At 45.1% G+C, this 18939-nt stretch carries 18 protein-coding genes and 3 pseudogenes; 12 read left to right on the top strand and 9 right to left on the bottom strand.

Annotated elements, in window-relative coordinates; genetic code table 11:
- Window positions 1-5 precede the first annotated feature (5 nt).
- The 4 genes from cyoB to cyoE are packed head-to-tail and all read left to right on the top strand — an operon-like array spanning window position 6 to window position 3883.
- Window positions 6-2084, top strand: coding sequence for a cytochrome o ubiquinol oxidase subunit I (cyoB, locus tag F0229_RS03160; protein ID WP_171732205.1), 2079 nt, complete (start codon window positions 6-8; stop codon window positions 2082-2084).
- Window positions 2074-2691: a cytochrome o ubiquinol oxidase subunit III gene (gene cyoC, locus F0229_RS03155; RefSeq protein ID WP_010439790.1), complete on the top strand. Its 618-nt coding sequence runs from the start codon at window positions 2074-2076 to the stop codon at window positions 2689-2691. Before cyoB ends, cyoC begins: the two co-directional genes overlap by 11 nt.
- Window positions 2691-3002: a cytochrome o ubiquinol oxidase subunit IV gene (cyoD, locus tag F0229_RS03150; RefSeq protein WP_017105301.1), complete on the top strand. Its 312-nt coding sequence runs from the start codon at window positions 2691-2693 to the stop codon at window positions 3000-3002. The genes cyoC and cyoD overlap by 1 nt, the downstream gene beginning before the upstream one ends.
- 8 nt (window positions 3003-3010) lie before the next feature.
- Window positions 3011-3883 (top strand): heme o synthase, encoded by an 873-nt coding sequence (cyoE, locus tag F0229_RS03145; protein WP_171732204.1) that lies wholly within the window; start codon window positions 3011-3013, stop codon window positions 3881-3883.
- A gap of 77 nt (window positions 3884-3960) precedes the next feature.
- Here the strand turns inward: cyoE and F0229_RS03140 are convergent, their stop codons facing one another.
- The 4 genes and pseudogenes from F0229_RS03140 to F0229_RS03125 all read right to left on the bottom strand — a co-directional run bounded on the left by F0229_RS03140 (window position 3961) and on the right by F0229_RS03125 (window position 8550).
- Window positions 3961-4449: a hypothetical protein gene (locus F0229_RS03140; RefSeq protein WP_076645552.1), complete on the bottom strand. Its 489-nt coding sequence runs from the start codon at window positions 4447-4449 to the stop codon at window positions 3961-3963.
- 193 nt (window positions 4450-4642) lie between these two features.
- Window positions 4643-6620: pseudogene (locus F0229_RS03135) on the bottom strand (alkyl sulfatase dimerization domain-containing protein).
- Window positions 6621-6949: 329 nt separating this feature from the next.
- Window positions 6950-7939 carry an efflux RND transporter periplasmic adaptor subunit gene (locus tag F0229_RS03130; protein ID WP_059020979.1) on the bottom strand — a complete coding sequence of 330 codons (990 nt, stop codon included), beginning with the start codon at window positions 7937-7939 and terminating at the stop codon, window positions 6950-6952.
- Window positions 7939-8550, bottom strand: a complete 612-nt coding sequence (locus F0229_RS03125) for a hypothetical protein (protein ID WP_017070446.1) — start codon at window positions 8548-8550, stop codon at window positions 7939-7941. Before F0229_RS03125 ends, F0229_RS03130 begins: the two co-directional genes overlap by 1 nt.
- Before the next feature lie 773 nt (window positions 8551-9323).
- On the opposite strand from F0229_RS03125, the gene F0229_RS03120 reads away from it, so the two are divergent.
- The 4 genes from F0229_RS03120 to F0229_RS03105 all read left to right on the top strand — a co-directional run bounded on the left by F0229_RS03120 (window position 9324) and on the right by F0229_RS03105 (window position 12929).
- Complete coding sequence (locus F0229_RS03120) at window positions 9324-10259, top strand: LysR family transcriptional regulator (RefSeq protein ID WP_017068098.1); 936 nt, start codon at window positions 9324-9326, stop codon at window positions 10257-10259.
- A gap of 203 nt (window positions 10260-10462) precedes the next feature.
- A complete protein-coding gene (gene gloA, locus F0229_RS03115; RefSeq protein ID WP_171732203.1) occupies window positions 10463-10840 on the top strand; it encodes a lactoylglutathione lyase in 378 nt (125 codons plus the stop codon).
- Between the two features lie 14 nt (window positions 10841-10854).
- Window positions 10855-11952 (top strand): alkene reductase, encoded by a 1098-nt coding sequence (locus F0229_RS03110; protein ID WP_171732202.1) that lies wholly within the window; start codon window positions 10855-10857, stop codon window positions 11950-11952.
- A 110-nt stretch (window positions 11953-12062) separates the two neighbouring features.
- The gene (locus tag F0229_RS03105; RefSeq protein ID WP_171732201.1) at window positions 12063-12929 is read left to right on the top strand and encodes a DMT family transporter; all 867 of its coding nucleotides are present in this window, start codon (window positions 12063-12065) and stop codon (window positions 12927-12929) included.
- A 100-nt stretch (window positions 12930-13029) separates the two neighbouring features.
- Here the strand turns inward: F0229_RS03105 and F0229_RS03100 are convergent.
- Window positions 13030-13155, bottom strand: a pseudogene (locus tag F0229_RS03100) (MarR family transcriptional regulator); the annotation flags it as partial.
- On the opposite strand from F0229_RS03100, the pseudogene F0229_RS22025 reads away from it, so the two are divergent.
- Window positions 13147-13269, top strand: a pseudogene (locus tag F0229_RS22025) (cytochrome c); the annotation flags it as partial. The pseudogenes F0229_RS03100 and F0229_RS22025 overlap by 9 nt on opposite strands.
- Window positions 13270-13399: 130 nt before the next feature.
- Here the strand turns inward: F0229_RS22025 and F0229_RS03090 are convergent.
- The gene (locus F0229_RS03090; RefSeq protein WP_017060208.1) at window positions 13400-13894 is read right to left on the bottom strand and encodes a peptidylprolyl isomerase; all 495 of its coding nucleotides are present in this window, start codon (window positions 13892-13894) and stop codon (window positions 13400-13402) included.
- Between the two features lie 123 nt (window positions 13895-14017).
- Window positions 14018-14626: a TetR/AcrR family transcriptional regulator gene (locus F0229_RS03085; RefSeq protein ID WP_017065287.1), complete on the bottom strand. Its 609-nt coding sequence runs from the start codon at window positions 14624-14626 to the stop codon at window positions 14018-14020.
- 167 nt (window positions 14627-14793) lie between these two features.
- On the opposite strand from F0229_RS03085, the gene F0229_RS03080 reads away from it, so the two are divergent.
- Window positions 14794-15780 (top strand): glycosyl transferase family protein, encoded by a 987-nt coding sequence (locus tag F0229_RS03080; protein WP_171732200.1) that lies wholly within the window; start codon window positions 14794-14796, stop codon window positions 15778-15780.
- Between the two features lie 97 nt (window positions 15781-15877).
- Here F0229_RS03080 and F0229_RS03075 read toward each other — a convergent pair whose 3' ends face one another.
- Together F0229_RS03075 and F0229_RS03070 are read right to left on the bottom strand one after the other, a co-directional pair.
- The gene (locus F0229_RS03075; protein ID WP_029235295.1) at window positions 15878-16174 is read right to left on the bottom strand and encodes a hypothetical protein; all 297 of its coding nucleotides are present in this window, start codon (window positions 16172-16174) and stop codon (window positions 15878-15880) included.
- Window positions 16175-16341: 167 nt separating this feature from the next.
- Entirely contained in the window at window positions 16342-16575 is a 234-nt protein-coding gene (locus F0229_RS03070; RefSeq protein ID WP_017060212.1) for a hypothetical protein, read from the bottom strand.
- Window positions 16576-16877: 302 nt separating this feature from the next.
- On the opposite strand from F0229_RS03070, the gene F0229_RS03065 reads away from it, so the two are divergent.
- Window positions 16878-17294: a CBS domain-containing protein gene (locus F0229_RS03065; protein ID WP_017060213.1), complete on the top strand. Its 417-nt coding sequence runs from the start codon at window positions 16878-16880 to the stop codon at window positions 17292-17294.
- Window positions 17295-17465: 171 nt separating this feature from the next.
- Window positions 17466-18929: an MATE family efflux transporter gene (locus F0229_RS03060; RefSeq protein WP_017065289.1), complete on the top strand. Its 1464-nt coding sequence runs from the start codon at window positions 17466-17468 to the stop codon at window positions 18927-18929.
- Window positions 18930-18939 lie beyond the last annotated feature (10 nt).

Below are 18939 nucleotides of genomic sequence, written 5' to 3'. Positions count from 1 at the left end.
TCGTCATGTTTGGAAGATTAACTCTAGACTCAATTCCCTACCACGAACCCATTATTTTGATCACCTTAACCATGATCGCTTTAGTGGGTAGTTTAGTGGTGTATGCGGTAACAAAAGCCGGTAAGTGGCAATACCTATGGAATGAATGGTTTACGTCTGTAGACCACAAAAAACTAGGCTTCATGTACATTGCGGTCGCGATGGTGATGTTAGTTCGTGGCTTTGCCGATGCGGTCATGATGCGCAGTCAGCAGTTGCTTTCTGCAGCTGGTGAGACTGGCTATTTACCGCCACATCACTACGACCAAATCTTCACGGCTCACGGCGTGATCATGATTTTCTTCGTAGCGATGCCTCTGGTTATCGGCTTGATGAACATCATCGTGCCGCTGCAAATTGGCGCTCGTGATGTTGCATTCCCTTATCTGAATAACTTGAGCTTCTGGCTATTTGTGGTGGGTATTATCCTAACCAACATGTCGCTTGGCTTGGGTGAGTTTGGCCGTACGGGTTGGTTGGCGTATCCGCCGTTGTCTGGCATTGAGGCGAGCCCGGGAGTCGGGGTCGATTATTGGATATGGGCGCTGCAAATATCCGGTGTGGGTACCACACTAACGGGTGTGAACTTCTTTGCGACCATTTTGCGCATGCGTACTCCGTCTATGCCAATGATGAAGATGCCAGTGTTCACATGGGCATCTCTGTGTGCCAACATCCTGATCATCATCTCTTTCCCGATCCTAACTGTGACCATTGCGTTACTGACTTTGGATAGATACATCGGCACGCACTTCTTCACCAATGACCTTGGTGGCAACGTGATGATGTATGTGAACCTGATTTGGGCATGGGGACACCCTGAGGTGTACATCCTAATCTTGCCTATTTTCGGAGTGTTCTCTGAAGTTACTGCGACTTTCTCTCGCAAAAAACTGTTTGGTTATACCTCACTGGTATGGGCGACGGTGGCTATCACTATTTTAGCGTTTGTGGTTTGGCTGCATCACTTCTTTACCATGGGTTCAGGCGCCAATGTGAATGCCTTCTTTGGCATCGCAACCATGATTATCTCTATCCCGACCGGGGTTAAGATCTTCAACTGGCTGTTCACCATGTACAAAGGTCGTATCCGTTTCACAACACCTATGTTGTGGACAGTTGGCTTCCTTATCACCTTCACTGTTGGTGGTATGACGGGCGTATTAATGGCAGTACCGGGCGCAGATTTCATTCTGCATAACTCAGTATTCCTGATTGCTCACTTCCACAACGTGATCATCGGTGGCGTAGTGTTCGGTTGTTTCGCTGCTATTGGTTACTGGTTCCCGAAAGCGACGGGTTTCACTCTGAACGAACTTTGGGGAAAACGCGCATTCTACTGCTGGATAATCGGTTTCTTGATGGCGTTCTTGCCGCTTTATGCTCTGGGCTTTATGGGCATGACGCGTCGTTTGAGCCAAGACATCAATCCTGAATTCTTCCCTCTACTGGCGGTTGCGGCTGCAGGTACGGGCGTGATTGCGATGGGTGTGGTTTGTCAGTTCGTTCAGATTTACGTGAGTGTTCGTGACCGCGACCAAAACCGAGATCTAACCGGTGACCCGTGGGGCGGACGCACATTCGAATGGGCAACGTCTTCACCACCGCCGTTCTACAACTTTGCAAAATTGCCTAAGGGCGATGAGATCGATTCGTTCTGGTATCAAAAGCAAAGTGGTGAGTTTGATCCAACTCAGGAAGAAGAATACGAACGTATTCACATGCCTAAGAATACACCGACAGGCATTTATGTGTCTGCATGGGCGTTGGCATTTGGCTTCGCAATGATTTGGTACATCTGGTGGCTAGCGGCGGCAAGCTTAGTGGGCATCGTGGTGACGTGTATTCAACACAGCTACAACGACGATGTGGACTACTACGTGGAAGTTGAAGAGATCAAAGCGATTGAAGCGGCTCGACGTGCACAGCTTGAAGAAGCTAAGAGACAGTCAGTGAAGGGCGACAACTCTGGTCGTGGTAACAGCGCTGACGGTGACAGTGATAACAACAATAAAGATGATTTGGAGACGACGTATGCAAGCTAATACTCCGTCACACACTTATGATCTTGCACACTCGCATGATCATCACCACGAAGCTGCGGGTAACAAGTTGTTTGGCTTCTGGGTTTACTTGATGAGTGACTGTGTCCTGTTTGCCACACTTTTCGCGACTTATGCCGTGCTTGAGAGTGGTTCAATCGCAGGGCCTACAGGCAAAGACATCTTTGAACTGCCGTTCGTGTTTGTCGAAACCATGATGCTGCTGTTCAGTAGTATCACCTTTGGCTTTGGCATGATTGCAATGAAGCGCAAAGACGTTACCGGACTGAAGCGATGGATCAAAGTTACTTTCGTATTGGGCTTAGCCTTTATCTGTATGGAAGTGTATGAGTTCCATCACTTAATTGCAGAAGGTTATGGTCCTCAAGAGAGTGCGTTCCTTTCTGCGTTCTTTACCTTGGTTGGCACACACGGGTTGCACGTAACGTTTGGTCTGATTTGGATGGCAGTGGCGTATCACCAGCTTTCAACCAAAGGCTTGAACGACAACATGTCGATGCGTTTCCAGTGTTTAAGCTTGTTCTGGCATTTCCTTGATATCGTTTGGATTTGTGTATTTACCATTGTGTACTTAATGGGGGTGATGTAATGGAACAGCATCTAGACAGCGGTGCAACGGATTATGTGAAAGGCTTTATTGCGTCACTAATTCTGACCATTATTCCGTTCTACATCGTGTGGTCACATGCGCTATCAAGCACGGAAACTTACGTGATCTTGTTCGGGTGTGCGCTGGTGCAAATCTTTGTGCACTTTAAGTACTTCTTGCATATGGAAGCGAAATCTTCCGATGGGCGTTGGAACTTGGTGTCACTGATGTTTACCGCCATCGTTGTATTGATTCTTATCGCTGGTTCGGTATGGATCATCTATAACATGAACGTCAACATGAAGTTGTAGGCTAGGGTATGCTGAAAAGATATCTGTCTATTACCAAACCGGGCATCATTTTCGGCAACCTGATTTCTGTTGCGGCGGGGTTCTTCCTCGCCGCAAAAACAGAACCAGCCAATGCGATGTTGTTACTGACAACATTAGCGGGTGTGGGACTTGTGATTGCATCAGGTTGTGTGGTGAATAACATCTTTGATCGAGACATCGACCAAAAGATGAAGCGCACACAAAATCGAGAATTGGTTCAAGGAAACATCAATACAGATGTAGCGTTCGTCTATGCCTTGGTTTTACTGCTAGCAGGCACAGCGCTGCTGTTTCAGTTCGCTAATCCGATCTCTGCGGTCATGGTGTTGCTTGGCTATGTGTTTTACGTCTTTTTCTACACCATGTGGTACAAGCGTACATCGGTTTACGGCACTTTAGTTGGCAGTATTTCGGGAGCCGTTCCGCCGTTAGTGGGCTACTTGGCGGTGACTAATTACATTAGTTTGGAAGCGGTTTTGTTGTTCGCGATGTTCTGTTTATGGCAAATGCCACACTCGTACGCGATCGCGATGTTCCGCCTTCAAGATTATCGAGATGCAGGCATTCCAGTGTTACCGGTGAAAGAGGGCGTCGACAAAGCACATCAACACATGAAAGCGTATGTTGTGGCGTTTGGCGCAGTCTCGTTGGCGCTGTTCCTACTTGGGGAAGCAGGTTATGAATACCTAGCGGTGTCGGCAGCAGTCTGTTTTATGTGGACCAAAGTGACATTCCGCAAAGTCGATTGCCTTAACTACATCCAGTGGTCAAAGACGGTCTTCAAGGTCTCTCTGCTGGTAGTTATGAGCATCAGTGGTGTACTGGGGCTGGAGTTGATTCCGTTGCCTACGCTTTTTTGATTTAAGTTTGTCGTTGAACCCTCAATGTTCTGAAGTCCGAGGGTTTGACGACTTTTTATCTGTCCCGCTTTAAGCTATTACCCTTCAAAAATATCACTAAGCCAATCTTCAAGCTGCTCTCGTTTATCTTGTGGGCCATTGATGATCACTAAGCCGTTTAGTGTCGCGTGATCCCAAGATATAGTGCCAGTTGCTAGCGCATCGAACACATCTAATTCAGTAATTAACAGTAGATCTTCTTCAGTAGGCAAAGTGTCTCTACCTGACACATCGACACCCTTCTCAAGTTTCACTTGGCTGTAATGACCTTTGATTGCTTCGAACAAGTTGAACTCAATTTTGCTTGGGTGGGGTTTCGCAAGCGCAGCCTTGATGGCAAAGAGTCGAAAGTGATCTGGCTTATTGAGGTTGTTGAATTCATCGTCTTGTCTGGCTGTAATGACGTTGCCAAATACCTCGAGTGAACCGGGCTCTGTCACTAAACTAAACCCTGTCTCTTGGTGAAGACCGCAGGCAAACGTAAGTGAAGAGGTGAGTGAAAGAATCAGAGCAAATCGTTTTAATATAATGGTTATCGAGACCTATAACAGGGTTAAGAATCTGACGGCAGAAGCCGAACCTGACGATAAAAAAAGGGACCACAAAGGGTCCCTGTATTTGTTTGTCGTCCATGTGAAGCGGTCAGCGTATTGGTTGATAGTGTGTTAGTGATTGTTTACTAACACGCTATCATCGAAGAGCGACCGTTCGAGCTCACTATTAGCGAACGATGAGCATGATCTCTTCTGGAGTCATTGGCTTATCGAAGTAGCTCATGAATTGACCGAAGCCTTTGATGTCGCCATTCGAGAACTTGAATGCACCAGACTGTAGGTTGGTACCAATCACTTGTTGAGCGTTTGGACCCGCAATCAAGATTTGGTTCAATACTTCACGAGTGGTGTCGATTTGAACGTCTGCGCCTTTCACTGCCTCTTCGTGTAACTGAGCAATGCCGTTACGAATTTCGATAGTGAATGCTTCGTTAGTATCAGAGAAGTTGTACGTTAGCATCATGTTTATGTCTAACGAGTTTTCTGCGATTAGCGTCGACGTCATCATATCGAAGATTTGCTTACTTGGTAGGGCAGTTAGTACGTCTACAGAAGCAAAGCTGATCATGTTAGAGAAATCACGAGTACCTTCTAGTTCAGCTGCAGCATTCAATGCCCAGTTGCGCCAGTTGATGTTCACTTGATCGGCAGACCATGCTTTGTAAGCTTGTGCTTTCAGTAAGCGTGCTTCCATGTCATCTTTGTTTACCGTGATTGGGTAAGAAAGAATCTCTGCTGCAAAGGTATAGTTCTCAGCTTTCATCGCTGCTTTTGCTGTGTCGATGATGTTGTCACGACCGCCCATGATCTCTACGAATGCTTTAGCGCGTTGCTCGTAAGCCATTGGCTCTAGCTGCCATGGAGCCGCTTCGAAGAAACCGTTGTAACCTACGTAAATCTGGCGAACGGCGTGTGCAACAGTGCCGTAGTGCTAACCTAACCAAGGGTGTTCTGCAAGGTGCTTAGGAAGTTTAACCACTTCAACTAGCTCGTCTGGCGTCATACCTTTGTTCATGTAACGGATAGTTTGATCATGAGTGTATTGAATCGCATCACGGTAAGCCGTTAGTACGTCAGATACCGCTTCTTTGCCTTCAATAGGACGACCGTGAGAGTTAATCATGATCTCAGTGTCGAACTTGCGCATTACGTCGATGCCCTTGAACCACATTGATGGGTCACGGAATTTAGTACCACGGATGGTGTGAAGGTTAGGGAAGTTCTCACCTTGAAGTACTTCAGCCGCGTGCAGGATTTTCTGGTCTGGGAAGTAAACCACTAACTCATCTTTAGTTTCAGATGGCACGTTCTCGATGTGCATTTTCACGCCAGAAATTTCGATTTCGATGTGGCTTTGGCTTGGTACAAGCAGGTTTGGTTCGATGAACGAGATAGCACCTTGCATGAAGCGCGGACCAAGGCCGTCGTTTACTGTGCCGTGCTCGCCTTCTTCTACGTGCTTAGCACCTGTGTAAGAAGTACGGTGACCAAATAGAGTACCTAGGTTTGAAGACCAGTTAGCCACTGCAGCGGTTAGGCCTTCTTCAGCGATGATTTTTACTTCACCTGATGCCACTTCTTCGTCAGTCACCCACGCACGCACACCAGAGATGTGGTCGATGTGGTTGTGAGAATAAATGATTGCTTTAACCGGCTTGTCGGTGATTTGACGGAACTGTTCTTTAACCCGATTGAGCCATTTCTACCGACTCGCCTGGATCAACAATGATGATGCCGTCCGTACCTTCAATCATGACGGGTGTATCTAGACCGAAACCGTAACCAAGATATACGTTGTCATCTACTTTGATGATTGCTTGGTCCATTTTACGACCATGCTTGGTGAGGATTGGGTGAACATGGTCAGACTCAGCAGTGTAAGCTAGAGAATCGCCTGTTTTAGAAACAACTTGAATACGTTCGCCTTTTCCCCAGAACATGTTTGATTTGTGTTCGAATAGAACCTCGCTCTTGTAGCGAGCATCAAGATCAATGTTTTGGTATTGCGCAGCATTTGCCGTCTGAAGTTCTTGGCCGACTTTCGATGTCGCTTCTACAGTTGGCGTTGCAGATGCAAAACCAGAAGCAAGTAGAGTGCTCGCAATAGCAACAGGAAGCGCCATTTTTTTGAATGTATTAGTCATGGTAGTGACCTTATATTTGGATACAGGAATTGGATTTCTTGAGCCAAATGATAGAGGTGGGGGAGGTCGCTATCTACGCGCTAATAATATTTCAATCTATCGTTTTTTCGATGATTTGTTTGATAAACGATTGTATTGGCGATTAATTTTAATCTAAATCAATTAGTAAATGAGCTTGCAACAGATACAAAAATGCCCTGAAATTCAGGGCATTTGTTTTACAATTAGTCGCTAGTTCATGAGTGGCTGTGATACGAGTGAATAACAGCCAAATCATTGAATATTTAATTGCTTATCAAGAGCTAATCGTTTACCAAGAGCTTAATCGTTTACCAAGCACCTAGGTATGACTTGTAAGATTGTAGGCGAACTGTTGCTGCGCCGATTACATCAATGAAGCCCCAGAACGGATGTGGCTTCTCAGCCGAGATCCAAGCCGCGCCAGTTGAACCAATAGGGATGTTGTAACCTTCTGGTTCAATGATCTCAAGTACGATAGTACGACCTAAACCATTGCCGTTTCTTACCACGTGTTGACCGACGCTTTGTGGCCCCTGAAGTGGAGAAATACTCGACTCACCGGTACCGGCATTAAAGCTGTGTACTTTTGCTCGGAACACGTGGCCTGGGTATGCATCAACGAAGAACTCAGCGAAGTCTCCTACTTGAACATAGCCATAAGTTTGGTCTGAAATACGCATCTCAAGAAACTTTTTGCTGGTGTTGTAGAGGTGCATGTTACCCATGACAGAACCTTCAGCAATATTCACTATCGATACCTGACCATCAAACTCAGCTCTAATGGTCTTTTTCTCTTGCGCCCAATTTACTTTTTGTAAATCGGCTTTTAACGACACCAGTTCAGCATGCAGCACTCGAAGATCAGAGTCGTACTTTTCTACGTCACGCATATTGAAAATTTCAGGTGACGTTTCAGCACGCTCTAAGTCGCGATCCATTTGCTTGATCTCTTCTTCTTTCTGAACAATTGAAGATTCGATCTTTGCTTTGTCTGCGGCTGAATCAATGTCGACGAGTGTGTAAATTACGTCGCCTTCTTTAACCATTTGGTTGTGCTCAACAAGCACTTGGTCGATCTGCTGGCCAAAGATTGGTGACATTACCGCGTGTGGTGCTTTCACTGTGGTTGAGTTGGTTAAATCAACGGGTGCCCACAAGCGAGAGATAACCGCTAATACCGCAAGAATCGTTACGCCACCAATGGCAGCCCATGTGTAGTTCTTGAAGTTCTTCTTAAGTGCGCCTGTCGCAAACAGTGACCATACAATTAGGATGTATGGGATCATCATCTCTTTCATTATGCGACCTCTTTTTCTGTAGCGGATGGTGTTGTTGGAGTCTTTTCTTCTGAAGCCTGTTCTTTTGAAGATTGCTCTACTGAAGACGGCTCTGTTACCGGTTGTTCAGGTGATACGTGGACTGCGGCTGTCTCTGTATTGGTCGTGTCTTGTTTAGGCTGTACACCACGGCGAATTACATCACTCAGTGATTGACCAATATGTTTCCAGTTCGCCAATGCGATAACCAAAGCGATGACCCAGAATGTTTTGCTGATGAAGAGTCCGCAAAGTGACAGTGCAAACACGATTTGAACGTGAGCGCTTTTGTGCTCTTTTGCTTTATGCACACCCAGTTCATGCAACTGCCACATGCCGTAAACACCGGCTAAAACCACAGCAATGGTCACTGAGAACAAGTAACCAGAGAAGGACTCCATCTGGAAGAAGTTCATCATCATTTCATTGGGATGATTGTTGAATTGAGACATGTCGATGTCTTTAGAATGGATTGTGCCTAATGGTGCAAGAGCCCATGCTCCCGCAAACATCACTGCCATAAACAGGCAGAATTTAATCAAGACCATCACAACGGCCCAGATTTTCTGGAAAACGATTTTTATAAAGTTCATATCTCAACCTAAATAAGGAGAGAGAAAGTGCAGCCTTGGTACAAGACTTTTAGAAGACATCTGAAAGAGGTGTTGAACTCACGTAACCGTATAGACCTACTGAGTCAAAAGTACTAGATGACAATTAAAAATCGCTTTGACCACGTAGACAACGCATTCTCGCGAATAGAGTGTTAAAAACACCTGGCGAAATCATTCTTAAGTAACGTCTACCATTGATAGGTTCGTTTGCTGCATTGGGTTTTAAGGCCGTCTTCCGTGATGTGTGCAACACCATCATCTACACATTTTTAGGTTTTCTGTTTAGGTTAAGAATTGATTTGTTGGCGAAATAATAGGAAGTGTAACTGGTGCTATCTACGCATTATTGCGATATTGAATTATCGTAATTACGATGAATTGAGTGGTTGCTTAAACGTGAGGTGGGTTTATTTGAACAGGCTCAAACTCGGCTTATAAAATATGTCTATTTAATTAGCCTGGATCATAGAAGTGGCTATAAAAGTATCAATAAGGCAGGACGGAAATATTGAATACTCCGACCAGTCTAGGGTGAGTTTGGGTGGATTAAGCGTTACTGGCACAGCGAAGAGATTTAGATTCCAATCTGGCGAATGTGGCAGCTATTCGAAAGAGTGAGTTGTTCTGACATTTTTGCTCTTTACCATATGATGCTTCCTTCTCAGTTTTGTTTTCTCAATGAGCATCCGTTGTTTCATTCTATCGCTTTTACGATAAGATAATTAAATCTATCGCCAAATGAGCACTGAATCATGAGTAATGACATTCCGAATTTTAACTTATTGGCTGTGTTTTCAGCGGTGATGGAGCAGGGCAGTTTGAGTAAGGCTGCCGATCATTTGAATACCAATCAATCGACGATCAGCACTGCGCTCGGCCGACTGAAAAATGAAATTGGCCAAGAGTTGTTTGTGCGCAGTGGGCGAGGGGTTGTGCCTACTGCTTACTCGCAAAGCTTGTATGAGCAAATCAAAGCGCCAATACACGAGCTCAACGGCGTGTTTCAAGGTATGGCTGGGTTTGATGAAGCGAGTACAGAGCGCAGGTTTGTGGCTTCGGTTCCCGAACATTTAAAGTGGATGTTGCTCGATCGATTTTCTCAGTTATCTAACCAAGGCTTATCTCTTGAGGTGTATGACCAACCAGATAGTGATGATCAAGTCCATGAGGATCTATTAACTCAGAAGTTTGATTTGATGATCGACATTGTGTTGCCTGAGCATTCAAGCATGATGAGCGAAAAGCTCTACGACAGTGAGTTTGTGATTGTTTGCCGAAATGGGCACCCTAGGATCAAAGGTGAGATCACCGAGGCGCAATATCTCAGTGAGCAACATGCGGTTTTAGCCAGAACACGTCGCCAAGTAAGAAGTTTGACTCACTACACTTCGTTAGACTTATCCTCGCGTAAAATTGTAATTCACGGCAGCTCTATGGCCAGTAACCTAATGCTGTGTAGCCAGACTGATTACATCACTGTTGTGCCGCTTTCTATGGCGAACCAGTATCAGGAACGTCTTGGGTTACAGTTGTTCAAACCGCCTTTCGATTATCAGCCTATCTCTCATTACCTCATTTGGTTGAAAAAACAGAACACCGATCCGGCACATAAGTGGTTGAGAGAGCAGATCATCAATACGACTAATGACATGTCTAAATCACTAAACAGTTGGCGCTCCGCTTTCTGATCGTCGCCCTATCTTTTGTTTGCCAAATATCTTCTTAACAAATCACTTGTATTAAGTGAGTTATAATAAAAAATTATCACAATGAGAATTTATGATAATTTCATTTATTTGCTGTCAGCTCGTATATTAACCCTAACAAAGAAGTGGGTAACCTCCACTCACGATTATATCGGCTCAGGTTGCTGGGCTAAAAAGGGCGAAATATGAAATTCCTACACACAATGATCCGAGTTACTGATTTAGACAAGTCTATCGAGTTCTACACCAAGGTATTGGGAATGAAGGAACTTGAACGCCACGAAAACAAAGAGTACCGCTACACATTGGTTTTTGTTGGCTATGAGCAAGGCGGCACGACTATCGAGCTAACGTACAACTGGGATACGAATGAGTACGAGATGGGCAGCGCGTTTGGTCATCTGGCATTGGGTGTAGAAGATATTTACGCAGCATGTGACAAAATCAAATCGCTAGGTGGCAACGTCACTCGCGAAGCGGGTCCAGTGAAAGGCGGCTCAACTCATGTCGCTTTTATTACTGACCCAGACGGCTACCAAATCGAACTGATTCAACTAGGTTAATCGAGGATATAACAATGACAAACGCACTATTTCAACCAATTCAACTTGGTAATATCGAGCTTAAAAACCGTATTGTTATGCCACCGATGACGCGTTCTCGCGCAACGCAACCTGGTAATTCAGCAAACGATATGATGGCGGCTTACTACGCTCAGCGTGCTTCTGCAGGTTTGATTATTGCTGAAGGCACACAAATTTCACCTATGGGTCAAGGCTATGCTTGGACTCCGGGTATCTATTCTGATGAGCAGATCGCTGGTTGGAAAAAAGTGACTGATGCCGTACATGAAAAAGAGGGCGTTATCTTCGCTCAACTTTGGCATGTAGGCCGTGTAACACACCCAGACAACATTGGTGGTGAACAGCCAATCTCGTCTTCTGCACTTAAAGCACAAAACGTAAAGGTATTCATCGATAACGGTACTGATGAACCGGGCTTTGTTGATGTGGTTGAACCTCGTGAAATGACGAAACAAGACATCAAAGAGGTGGTTGAACAGTATCGCCAAGCGGCTTTGAATGCGGTTGAAGCAGGCTTTGATGGTATCGAACTTCACGCAGCGAATGGTTACTTAATCAACCAATTCATCGATTCTGAAGCAAACAACCGCACTGACGAATACGGTGGTTCAATTGAAAACCGTTTACGTTTCCTAGGCGAAGTGGTTGAAGCTATGGTTGAAGCGATTGGTGCTGACCGTGTTGGTGTACGCCTTGCTCCGTTCACATCGTTGAATGGTACGGTTGACGCTACACCAGTAGAGACTTACACAGCGGCGGCAGCACTACTTAACCTATACAAAATTGTTTACCTACACATTGCAGAAGTTGATTGGGACGATGCACCTGAAACGCCAAAAGCATTTAAAGCAGCAGTTCGTGAAGCCTACGAGGGTGTCCTTATTTATGCGGGTAAATACGATAGCGAGCGTGGCGAAAAAGCCGTTGCTGAAGGCGTAACTGACATGGTTGGTTTTGGTCGTCCATTCGTTGCGAACCCAGATTTACCAGCTCGTATTCAAAATGGTTACCCACTTGCAGCGCACGATCCAAACACATTGTTCGGTGGTGCTGAAAAAGGTTTAACGGATTACCCAGAATACACAGGCTAAAAACAGCTGCCTGAAGCAGAGTATTGAGATAGTATCTCGATCCTGTTGAATGTTTATAAAAAGCAACCTTGCAGAGTCGGGTTGCTTTTTTTGTTATTGGACTAAGTAAAATGATGAACGTGAAAGCGATGCGCGGAGAGCTTTACCTTCTATTTGCCACCCTGCTAGCTGGGGTGGGATGGATTGCATCTAAGCTGGTGGTATTAGAAATGCCTGGGCCAGTGTTCATTGGTGTGCGATTCCTCGTCGCGAGTCTTATTCTTCTGCCATTTTGTATTCACCATATTCGTAAGCTTTCGTTTAAGCAGATTCTGTCTCTTTGCGGCGTGGGTTTGTTGTTGTCTGCCTCATTGCTGGTATGGGTGTTTGCAGTTTCGGTGACTGAAAGCTTGTCGGAAGGGGCATTCATCATGAGCTTAGCCATGATCATTGCACCGTTTGTGTCTTGGATTTTGTTTCGAGTTAAGCCTAATCGCGCGTTTTGGATGTCTTTCCCGATCGCGATTATTGGCATGCTGTTGCTGACTTTGGGTAACGGCTGGCATGTTGAGCAGAGTCAGATTTATTTCTTACTAGCATCGATGTTGTTGTCTGTTCACTTTGTGATGAACAAGCGTGTGATTACCAATATCAAGCCTATCGCATCAATCTGTGTGCAACTGTTTGTGGTGGGTGTGAGTGGTTTAGCCTTTGCTTCTATGACAGCTCAGCCGGAGTTCGAAATCACCAAAACCTTAGTCTTCTGGTTTATTGTCTCTGCGGTGATCGCAACGTCTATTCGTTACTTGCTACAAACGGTCGGTCAGCACTCCGTGAACATGGAAGTGGCGGCATTGATCATGATTCTTGAGCCTGTGTGGACGCTGCTGTTAAGTGTGAGTGTGCTTGGCGAAAGTGTAGAGATGCAGAAGCTGCTCGGTGGGGCGGTGATCATTGCTTCACTATTTTGCTATATCAAATGGTCGAGACGAAAATAAAACACTCGGCGCAAGGCCGAGTGTGGGTTGTTTTTCAATACACGTTCAGAGTGTAATAATTTCTAAGCACTAAGCTTGCTAAGCAGTGAACGCGGTAAGTTCAGATTGCCGCGACTACTTTCTGAAGTAGCTTGAGCATTTGTTGTTGCTCTTCAGCATCTAACTCGTTCATCAACTCTTTGTTTAAACGAACGGGGATAGGAACGAGTTGTTCTTCAAGTGCTTTTCTGAGCCTTATCAGGCGAGTGTTGAACAAGACTTGTCGAGTGCAGAGCAAGGGTTAAATTCTGCGAATAAGACGTGCAAAGGGTGTCACCGTACTTATCGTTCTCGCTGGTAACTATTCTAACAACGAGCTTTGAATACAGGTGGTAAAGTCGAACCCTTACCACCATAGTCCTATCGCACAGCCTTCTTTTCTTTATGCCATCAATTCGAATGCACTAGGGGCGGGAAAGGACGTGAATGAATTAGTCGCGAATAGTGACTTTTGTAATCACAATATCTTCGCAAGGCACATCTTCGTGTCCCCAGCGAATGGTTGTTGGTGCTTTCGCAATTTTGTTTACCACATCCATACCTGCTGAAACCTTACCGAATACCGCGTAACCCCAGCCAGCATTGGTTGTTGAGGTGTGATCTAGGAAATCGTTGTCATCAAGGTTGATGAAGAACTGCGCCGTTGCAGAATGTGGTGCATCAGTCCGAGCCATTGCCACAGAACCAATCACATTCTTCAAACCACGGTTTGCTTCGTTGACGATTGGGGCGCGAGTTGGTTTTTCTGTCATGTCGATAGTGTGACCACCACCTTGAATCATGAAACCTTCAATAACACGGTGAAATGTCGTGCCTTCGTAGAAACCGTCTTGGCAGTATTTAAGGAAGTTTTTCGACGTTACTGGCGCTTTTTCAAGGTTCAGTTCAATCTCGATATCGCCAAAGTTGGTGGTGAAAGTAATCATAGGGCTACCTAAAGTTGAAGTTTTACTGAGTCGTAATGACGAAAGTGGGTTGCAGTATAGGGAAAATAACAGCAGATACTAGTGATGGTTTTATTGTGGTTGAATTCTCATCAACCACCAAAATCACGCCTGATATTGTTTAAGGAACATCTCGACACTTGAAGTAATGATCACTTGTTTGTGCGCAGCATCCGGTGACGGCACATGACCAATGATTTGCGGCCAAAACGCAAAAGACTTAAGCAGACCAATGAACTGCGTGGAGGCGAATTGTGGGTCTAGTTCTACTAAACGACCGTCTGCCAACGCGGCTTTAATCCAGGTTGTAAGTCCACTTTCTGCTTGGGAATATTTTTCCATCGCTTGATGCGCCAGTTCGGCGTTATGGAAATACTCTGAGAACAACACGCGTGACAGGTCGATGAAGCCTTCAGACTCAAGTAACTCAAGTTCTTGATTGGCTATCGACGAAAGCTGTTCTTCAAGTGGCAGTTCTGCTTGATAAGGGAAATGCGTCGCGGCCAGAGTTTTGCTCCAAATGCTGTCCAGAATCTCATCTAAAAGCAGCTCTTTGCTGGCAAAGTGATTGTATACGGTTCGCTTTGATACTTCTGCGCGGCTCGATATTTTATCCATGCTGGTGGCCTTGTAGCCATGCTCAGTAAACTCTGCGATAGCAGCGGCAACGATCGATTCACGTTTTCTTTGGCTCAGCGTTTTTTTTACAGTCATCGGGATACTACTCAATATGTCGCGGTTAGCATTACATACGCTAATTTTACACCAGTAAGTTTACTTTTAGAACACCAATCCGCGTATTGGTAATTCGGTCAAGAGCAACTGAATCGCTTTGCAATGCACGGTGGGTATCATAGAATCGAAAGTGTATTCGAATTTTATTGATATCAACGGAAGAGAATAAACAATCAATGAGTAGTATTTTAGAGTGTATTCGTACAGTTGGACGAGGAGAAAGAGGGCGTAAGCCTTTATCGTTCGAACAAGCCTACCGCATCATGGATGAGTATTTAAGCGGAGAAGTCGGTGACGACCAAATGGCTATGCTACTGATGTTGATTCGTGTGCAGAATGAAACCAATGAAGAGATCGCTGGCTTTGTAAAAGCGTTTCAATCTCGAGTGCCAGATTTAGGCGCTGATATTGATTGGCCGTGTTATGCAGGTAAGCGTAACGATAACGCCAGTGGCAAGCCTTGGAACTTGTTGGCGGCAAAAATCTTAGCTGACAATGGCTATAAAGTGTTAATGCATGGCTATATGGATAAGCCGAGCGGTAGGACGCACGTTGAAAGCCATTTGCAAGATGTTGGTGTGCAAAGTGCAGAAAACCCTGAACATGCTAAGTCGATTCTTGAACAAGACGGCATTGCTTATTTACCGCTAGCTAACTTTGCTCCCGAAGCGCAAACCATGATCGGTTGGAAACACCGTTACGGATTAAGAACACCAATTAACACGGTAGTTCGAGCATTGAATCCCGGTGGTGGTCGTTTAGGTCTGCGTGGTAGTTTCCATCCTGGCTTCCCACAACTTCATGCGGAAGTTGAGCATGTTATCGGAAATAAATCCCACTCGGTGATTTCATTCAAAGGGATGAACGGTGAGTCGGAATATAATCCTAAAGTTAGCCAAACGGTATGGATGAGCTCTCCTGACAAAGTCGAATCGTTCTACTGGGAAGAGATGATGAACCTAGAGCTGCCACTTCCTAGTCAATGTTTACTTGGCACATCGGCTGAAGATATGGCGCTAATGGCGAATACCGTTGTCGACAGCATGACAGCCATTCTCTTTGCAGAAACGCACGATAAAACTGAGGCATACCAGAAAGCGGTGCGCCTGTGGCATGAGTATTGTGCGCGTTAGATGGTGGTTTGTAATCAATGAGAGAAGGTCAGCGAGCGCTGGCCTTTTTATACTTGATTTCTAGCAAGGGCTTTTCGTGAATGCCCAAACAATAAAGCTACTTCACTCGCATCAAGCGATGCATTTTGTCTTCGAACTGAATCTCAATCACCTGTGAGATTTTCATCTTATCAACACGATCAAGCATTCTCGCTTGGTAATCACGTTTTTTCATCCACTCTAGCGGTTCTTTAAAGCCATCTTCATTAATCACAAACGACTGATCGGTAATAGAGTCTTCAAAGATATGAACCACCCAAATGCGTGATTGGAAATCCAATAACTCACTAAAGTAGCTTTTTAACTTAGATAAGGAATTCGTTAGATAAGTTTTAGGTGGGGTTTGGGAAGACATAGTAAACCGTATTTGGACAATGAAAATCGGCAAGGGCGCCGTCTGATCATTATAGCCTTTACCCGTTAGGCTTGTCAGGTCGAATTCGGCAGCCATTCACGGCTATTGCGCTTGCTAATGCTACTATGGCTGCCAGTTAGAGATTAACCAAATCAGTGTCGGATTCACTATTTAACGAATAGGCCGAAGTCGATCTCTTGTTCTCTTTGATATTTCACCAGCTTCACTTTTAGGTCGTGTTTTGCTGCTAAATCAATGGCTAAGCATGACATGCGTTTTATCTCATCAACGCAGCTTGATATCAGCGGTTTTTCTTGATTATCGATAGTGGCGATGAGTGTGTTTTCTGTGCCATCGTTACCTGCGTAAATATACGCGTACATGTTGTTGTCGTGTTGCATAAACTTCCTAAAACGGGGTTTCTAATTATTAGTGCGGTGAAGATTACAGGGTTTATTTACGCAGGCTAGCTCGGCTAAGTAAGGTTAAGCAAGGGAAAGTAAGGCTTTGTAAGAGCTCTTTTTTTCTTTTTTCTGGCGTTCGAAAACGTGCTCAACCCTTTGTTTGTCTCACTTTTTTGTCTTGTTAGGTTTTGCCTATCAATAAAATTGTTGAAATCCATTTAGTAAAATCAAGATTTTAGACAACAATTAACTTAACAAGATAGAAAAATATATGACGCAAAGTATTTAGGGAGAACGCAATGCATTCAATTAAAGTGAAAGATTACATGACGCAGCAGGTTGTGACATTTACTCCTGATATGCCGTTAAGTCTAGCGTTAGACAAAGTGATGCGTAGCCACCATATGGGTGGGCCCGTAATCGATGATAACGAACAAGTGATTGGCTTCCTTTCAGAGCAGGATTTACTCGAGAAACTTGTGAAGGTCAGTTACTTCTGCCAAGACACACACCTTGTGGGTGACTGTATGTACCAAGAAGTGCTGTCGGTGTCACCTGACTTATCCATTATTGAATTGGCGGACATGATGCAGGTTGGAAAACCTAAAGCATACCCTGTGATCGATAATCGAAAACTGGTGGGTATTATCACCAGAACTGATGTTTTGAGAGCAATTGGCAAGAACTTGGAAGAATGCTTCAAACATCAGGTATAGTAGCGTGTTAAGAACGATTATTTTTCTCAATACTCTCAATTGAAAAAAGGCGCACTAGCGCCTTTTTTCTGTATAGCGCTTTTCTTGGTCGATCCTTTCTTTTTGGATCCCTAGCCAGTTGAACAGTTGATTAGGCTTTAGCTCTTGGGTATTCCAACTTTTGGAGGTTTCATGTCAAATCAAACGGCAAAGTTTGTTGAAGGTTCAACGATGCGCCACATATTGGTGATGTCGGGGGCTGGCTCTGTCGGTTTGATGGCGTTATTTGTGGTCGATCTGCTCGACATGCTGTTTATCAGTATGCTCGGACAGGTTGAATTGGCTGCTGCGGTAGGCTTTGCAGGTACGCTGACTTTCTTTTCTACCTCCGTTTCTATCGGTACTTCCATTGCCATGGGCGCATTAGTGTCCAAAGCCATCGGCTCCAAGAATCAAGAGCACGCTCGAAACCTAAGCACCAGTATCATGCTGACTGCGTTTGTTATCAGTTCAACCATAACTGCAATCATGTTCGCTTATATTCCAGAGCTGCTAGCCGCGATAGGCGCCAAAGGCATTGCAGCCGAACGCGCTCAAGCTTACCTACAGATTTTGCTACCTAGTGGTCCATTTTTGGCGTTAGCGATGGCAGCGGGTGCGGGCTTAAGAGCGGCAGGTGATGCTAAGCGTTCGATGTGGGCAACTTTGTCTGGCGGCATTGTTAACGCGATTCTCGATCCTCTGTTTATTTTTGGTTTTGGTTGGAACATCGAAGGGGCGGCTATCGCTTCGGTTGTCGCTCGTTTCTCGGTGCTATTCTTTTCGCTTTATCCTCTTATTCGCAGCCATCAGCTGGTAGCTCCGCCTTCTTTTGTGCAATGGCGCATTAACATTCGACCAATATTGGCGATTGCGCTGCCTGCGATTATCACCAATACCGCAACGCCTATCGGTAATGCGATTGTGACAACGGGTATCGCACAGTATGGTGAGGATTTTGTCGCGGGCTTTGCCGTGATAGGTCGTCTGACGCCAGTTTGTTTTGCGGTTATCTTTGCCTTGTCTGGCGCTGTGGGGCCAATCATTGGTCAGAACTTTGGTGCTGAACGCATGGACCGAGTAAAAGAAACACTCAATAACTCATTGCTGGTTACTACGGCATACACCATCGCTGTTTGTATTCTGTTGTACTTCGTTCAAGGTTATGTCATTCAAGGCTTTAGCTTACAAGGTGATGCAGCAATCATTGTGGCGGCTTTCTGTACCTATGTGGCGTTAACCTTCACCTTTAACGGTGCACTATTTGTTGCCAACACGTCTTTCAACAACCTAGGTAAACCGCTTTACTCGACAGCATTGAATTTGGGTAAAGCGACGTTAGGTACTCTGCCGTTCGTATATCTAGGTTCGCAATGGTATGGCGCTTTGGGTGTTCTCTATGGTCAAGCTTTGGGTAATGTTTTGTTCGGAATTTTAGGTATCTTGGTGCTTCGACATCATATCGCTGAACTGATGCAAGGATCTCAAGTTGATCCAGTGGAAGATGATGTGTCGATTGTCAGCTTGAACACTCAGCCATTCTGTTCACACGATGCGGTTCTTATTGATGATGTATCCGCTAACCGTGAAGAGTGTGCGGAGCTTAAATCTCAGTAAGCCATCGGCG

This window comes from Vibrio sp. AIC-3 (assembly GCF_013114515.1).
Classification (GTDB): Bacteria; Pseudomonadota; Gammaproteobacteria; order Enterobacterales; family Vibrionaceae; genus Vibrio; species Vibrio crassostreae_C.
Note: the sequence above shows the minus strand (reverse complement) of the source record. Positions and strands in the feature narration are given on the sequence as shown.

Bases quoted from the DNA above. Each gene is read 5' to 3' on its own strand.
- gloA (WP_171732203.1), top strand. From the start codon at position 10,463: ATGAAATTCCTACACACAATGATCCGAGTTACTGATTTAGACAAGTCT.
- F0229_RS03090 (WP_017060208.1), bottom strand. From the start codon at position 13,894: ATGATTACTTTCACCACCAACTTTGGCGATATCGAGATTGAACTGAAC.
- F0229_RS03085 (WP_017065287.1), bottom strand. From the start codon at position 14,626: ATGACTGTAAAAAAAACGCTGAGCCAAAGAAAACGTGAATCGATCGTT.
- F0229_RS03125 (WP_017070446.1), bottom strand. From the start codon at position 8,550: ATGAACTTTATAAAAATCGTTTTCCAGAAAATCTGGGCCGTTGTGATG.
- F0229_RS03110 (WP_171732202.1), top strand. From the start codon at position 10,855: ATGACAAACGCACTATTTCAACCAATTCAACTTGGTAATATCGAGCTT.
- F0229_RS03065 (WP_017060213.1), top strand. From the start codon at position 16,878: ATGCATTCAATTAAAGTGAAAGATTACATGACGCAGCAGGTTGTGACA.
- cyoB (WP_171732205.1), top strand. From the start codon at position 6: ATGTTTGGAAGATTAACTCTAGACTCAATTCCCTACCACGAACCCATT.
- F0229_RS03105 (WP_171732201.1), top strand. From the start codon at position 12,063: ATGATGAACGTGAAAGCGATGCGCGGAGAGCTTTACCTTCTATTTGCC.
- cyoE (WP_171732204.1), top strand. From the start codon at position 3,011: ATGCTGAAAAGATATCTGTCTATTACCAAACCGGGCATCATTTTCGGC.
- F0229_RS03130 (WP_059020979.1), bottom strand. From the start codon at position 7,939: ATGAAAGAGATGATGATCCCATACATCCTAATTGTATGGTCACTGTTT.
- cyoC (WP_010439790.1), top strand. From the start codon at position 2,074: ATGCAAGCTAATACTCCGTCACACACTTATGATCTTGCACACTCGCAT.
- F0229_RS03120 (WP_017068098.1), top strand. From the start codon at position 9,324: ATGAGTAATGACATTCCGAATTTTAACTTATTGGCTGTGTTTTCAGCG.
- F0229_RS03060 (WP_017065289.1), top strand. From the start codon at position 17,466: ATGTCAAATCAAACGGCAAAGTTTGTTGAAGGTTCAACGATGCGCCAC.
- F0229_RS03070 (WP_017060212.1), bottom strand. From the start codon at position 16,575: ATGCAACACGACAACAACATGTACGCGTATATTTACGCAGGTAACGAT.
- cyoD (WP_017105301.1), top strand. From the start codon at position 2,691: ATGGAACAGCATCTAGACAGCGGTGCAACGGATTATGTGAAAGGCTTT.
- F0229_RS03075 (WP_029235295.1), bottom strand. From the start codon at position 16,174: ATGTCTTCCCAAACCCCACCTAAAACTTATCTAACGAATTCCTTATCT.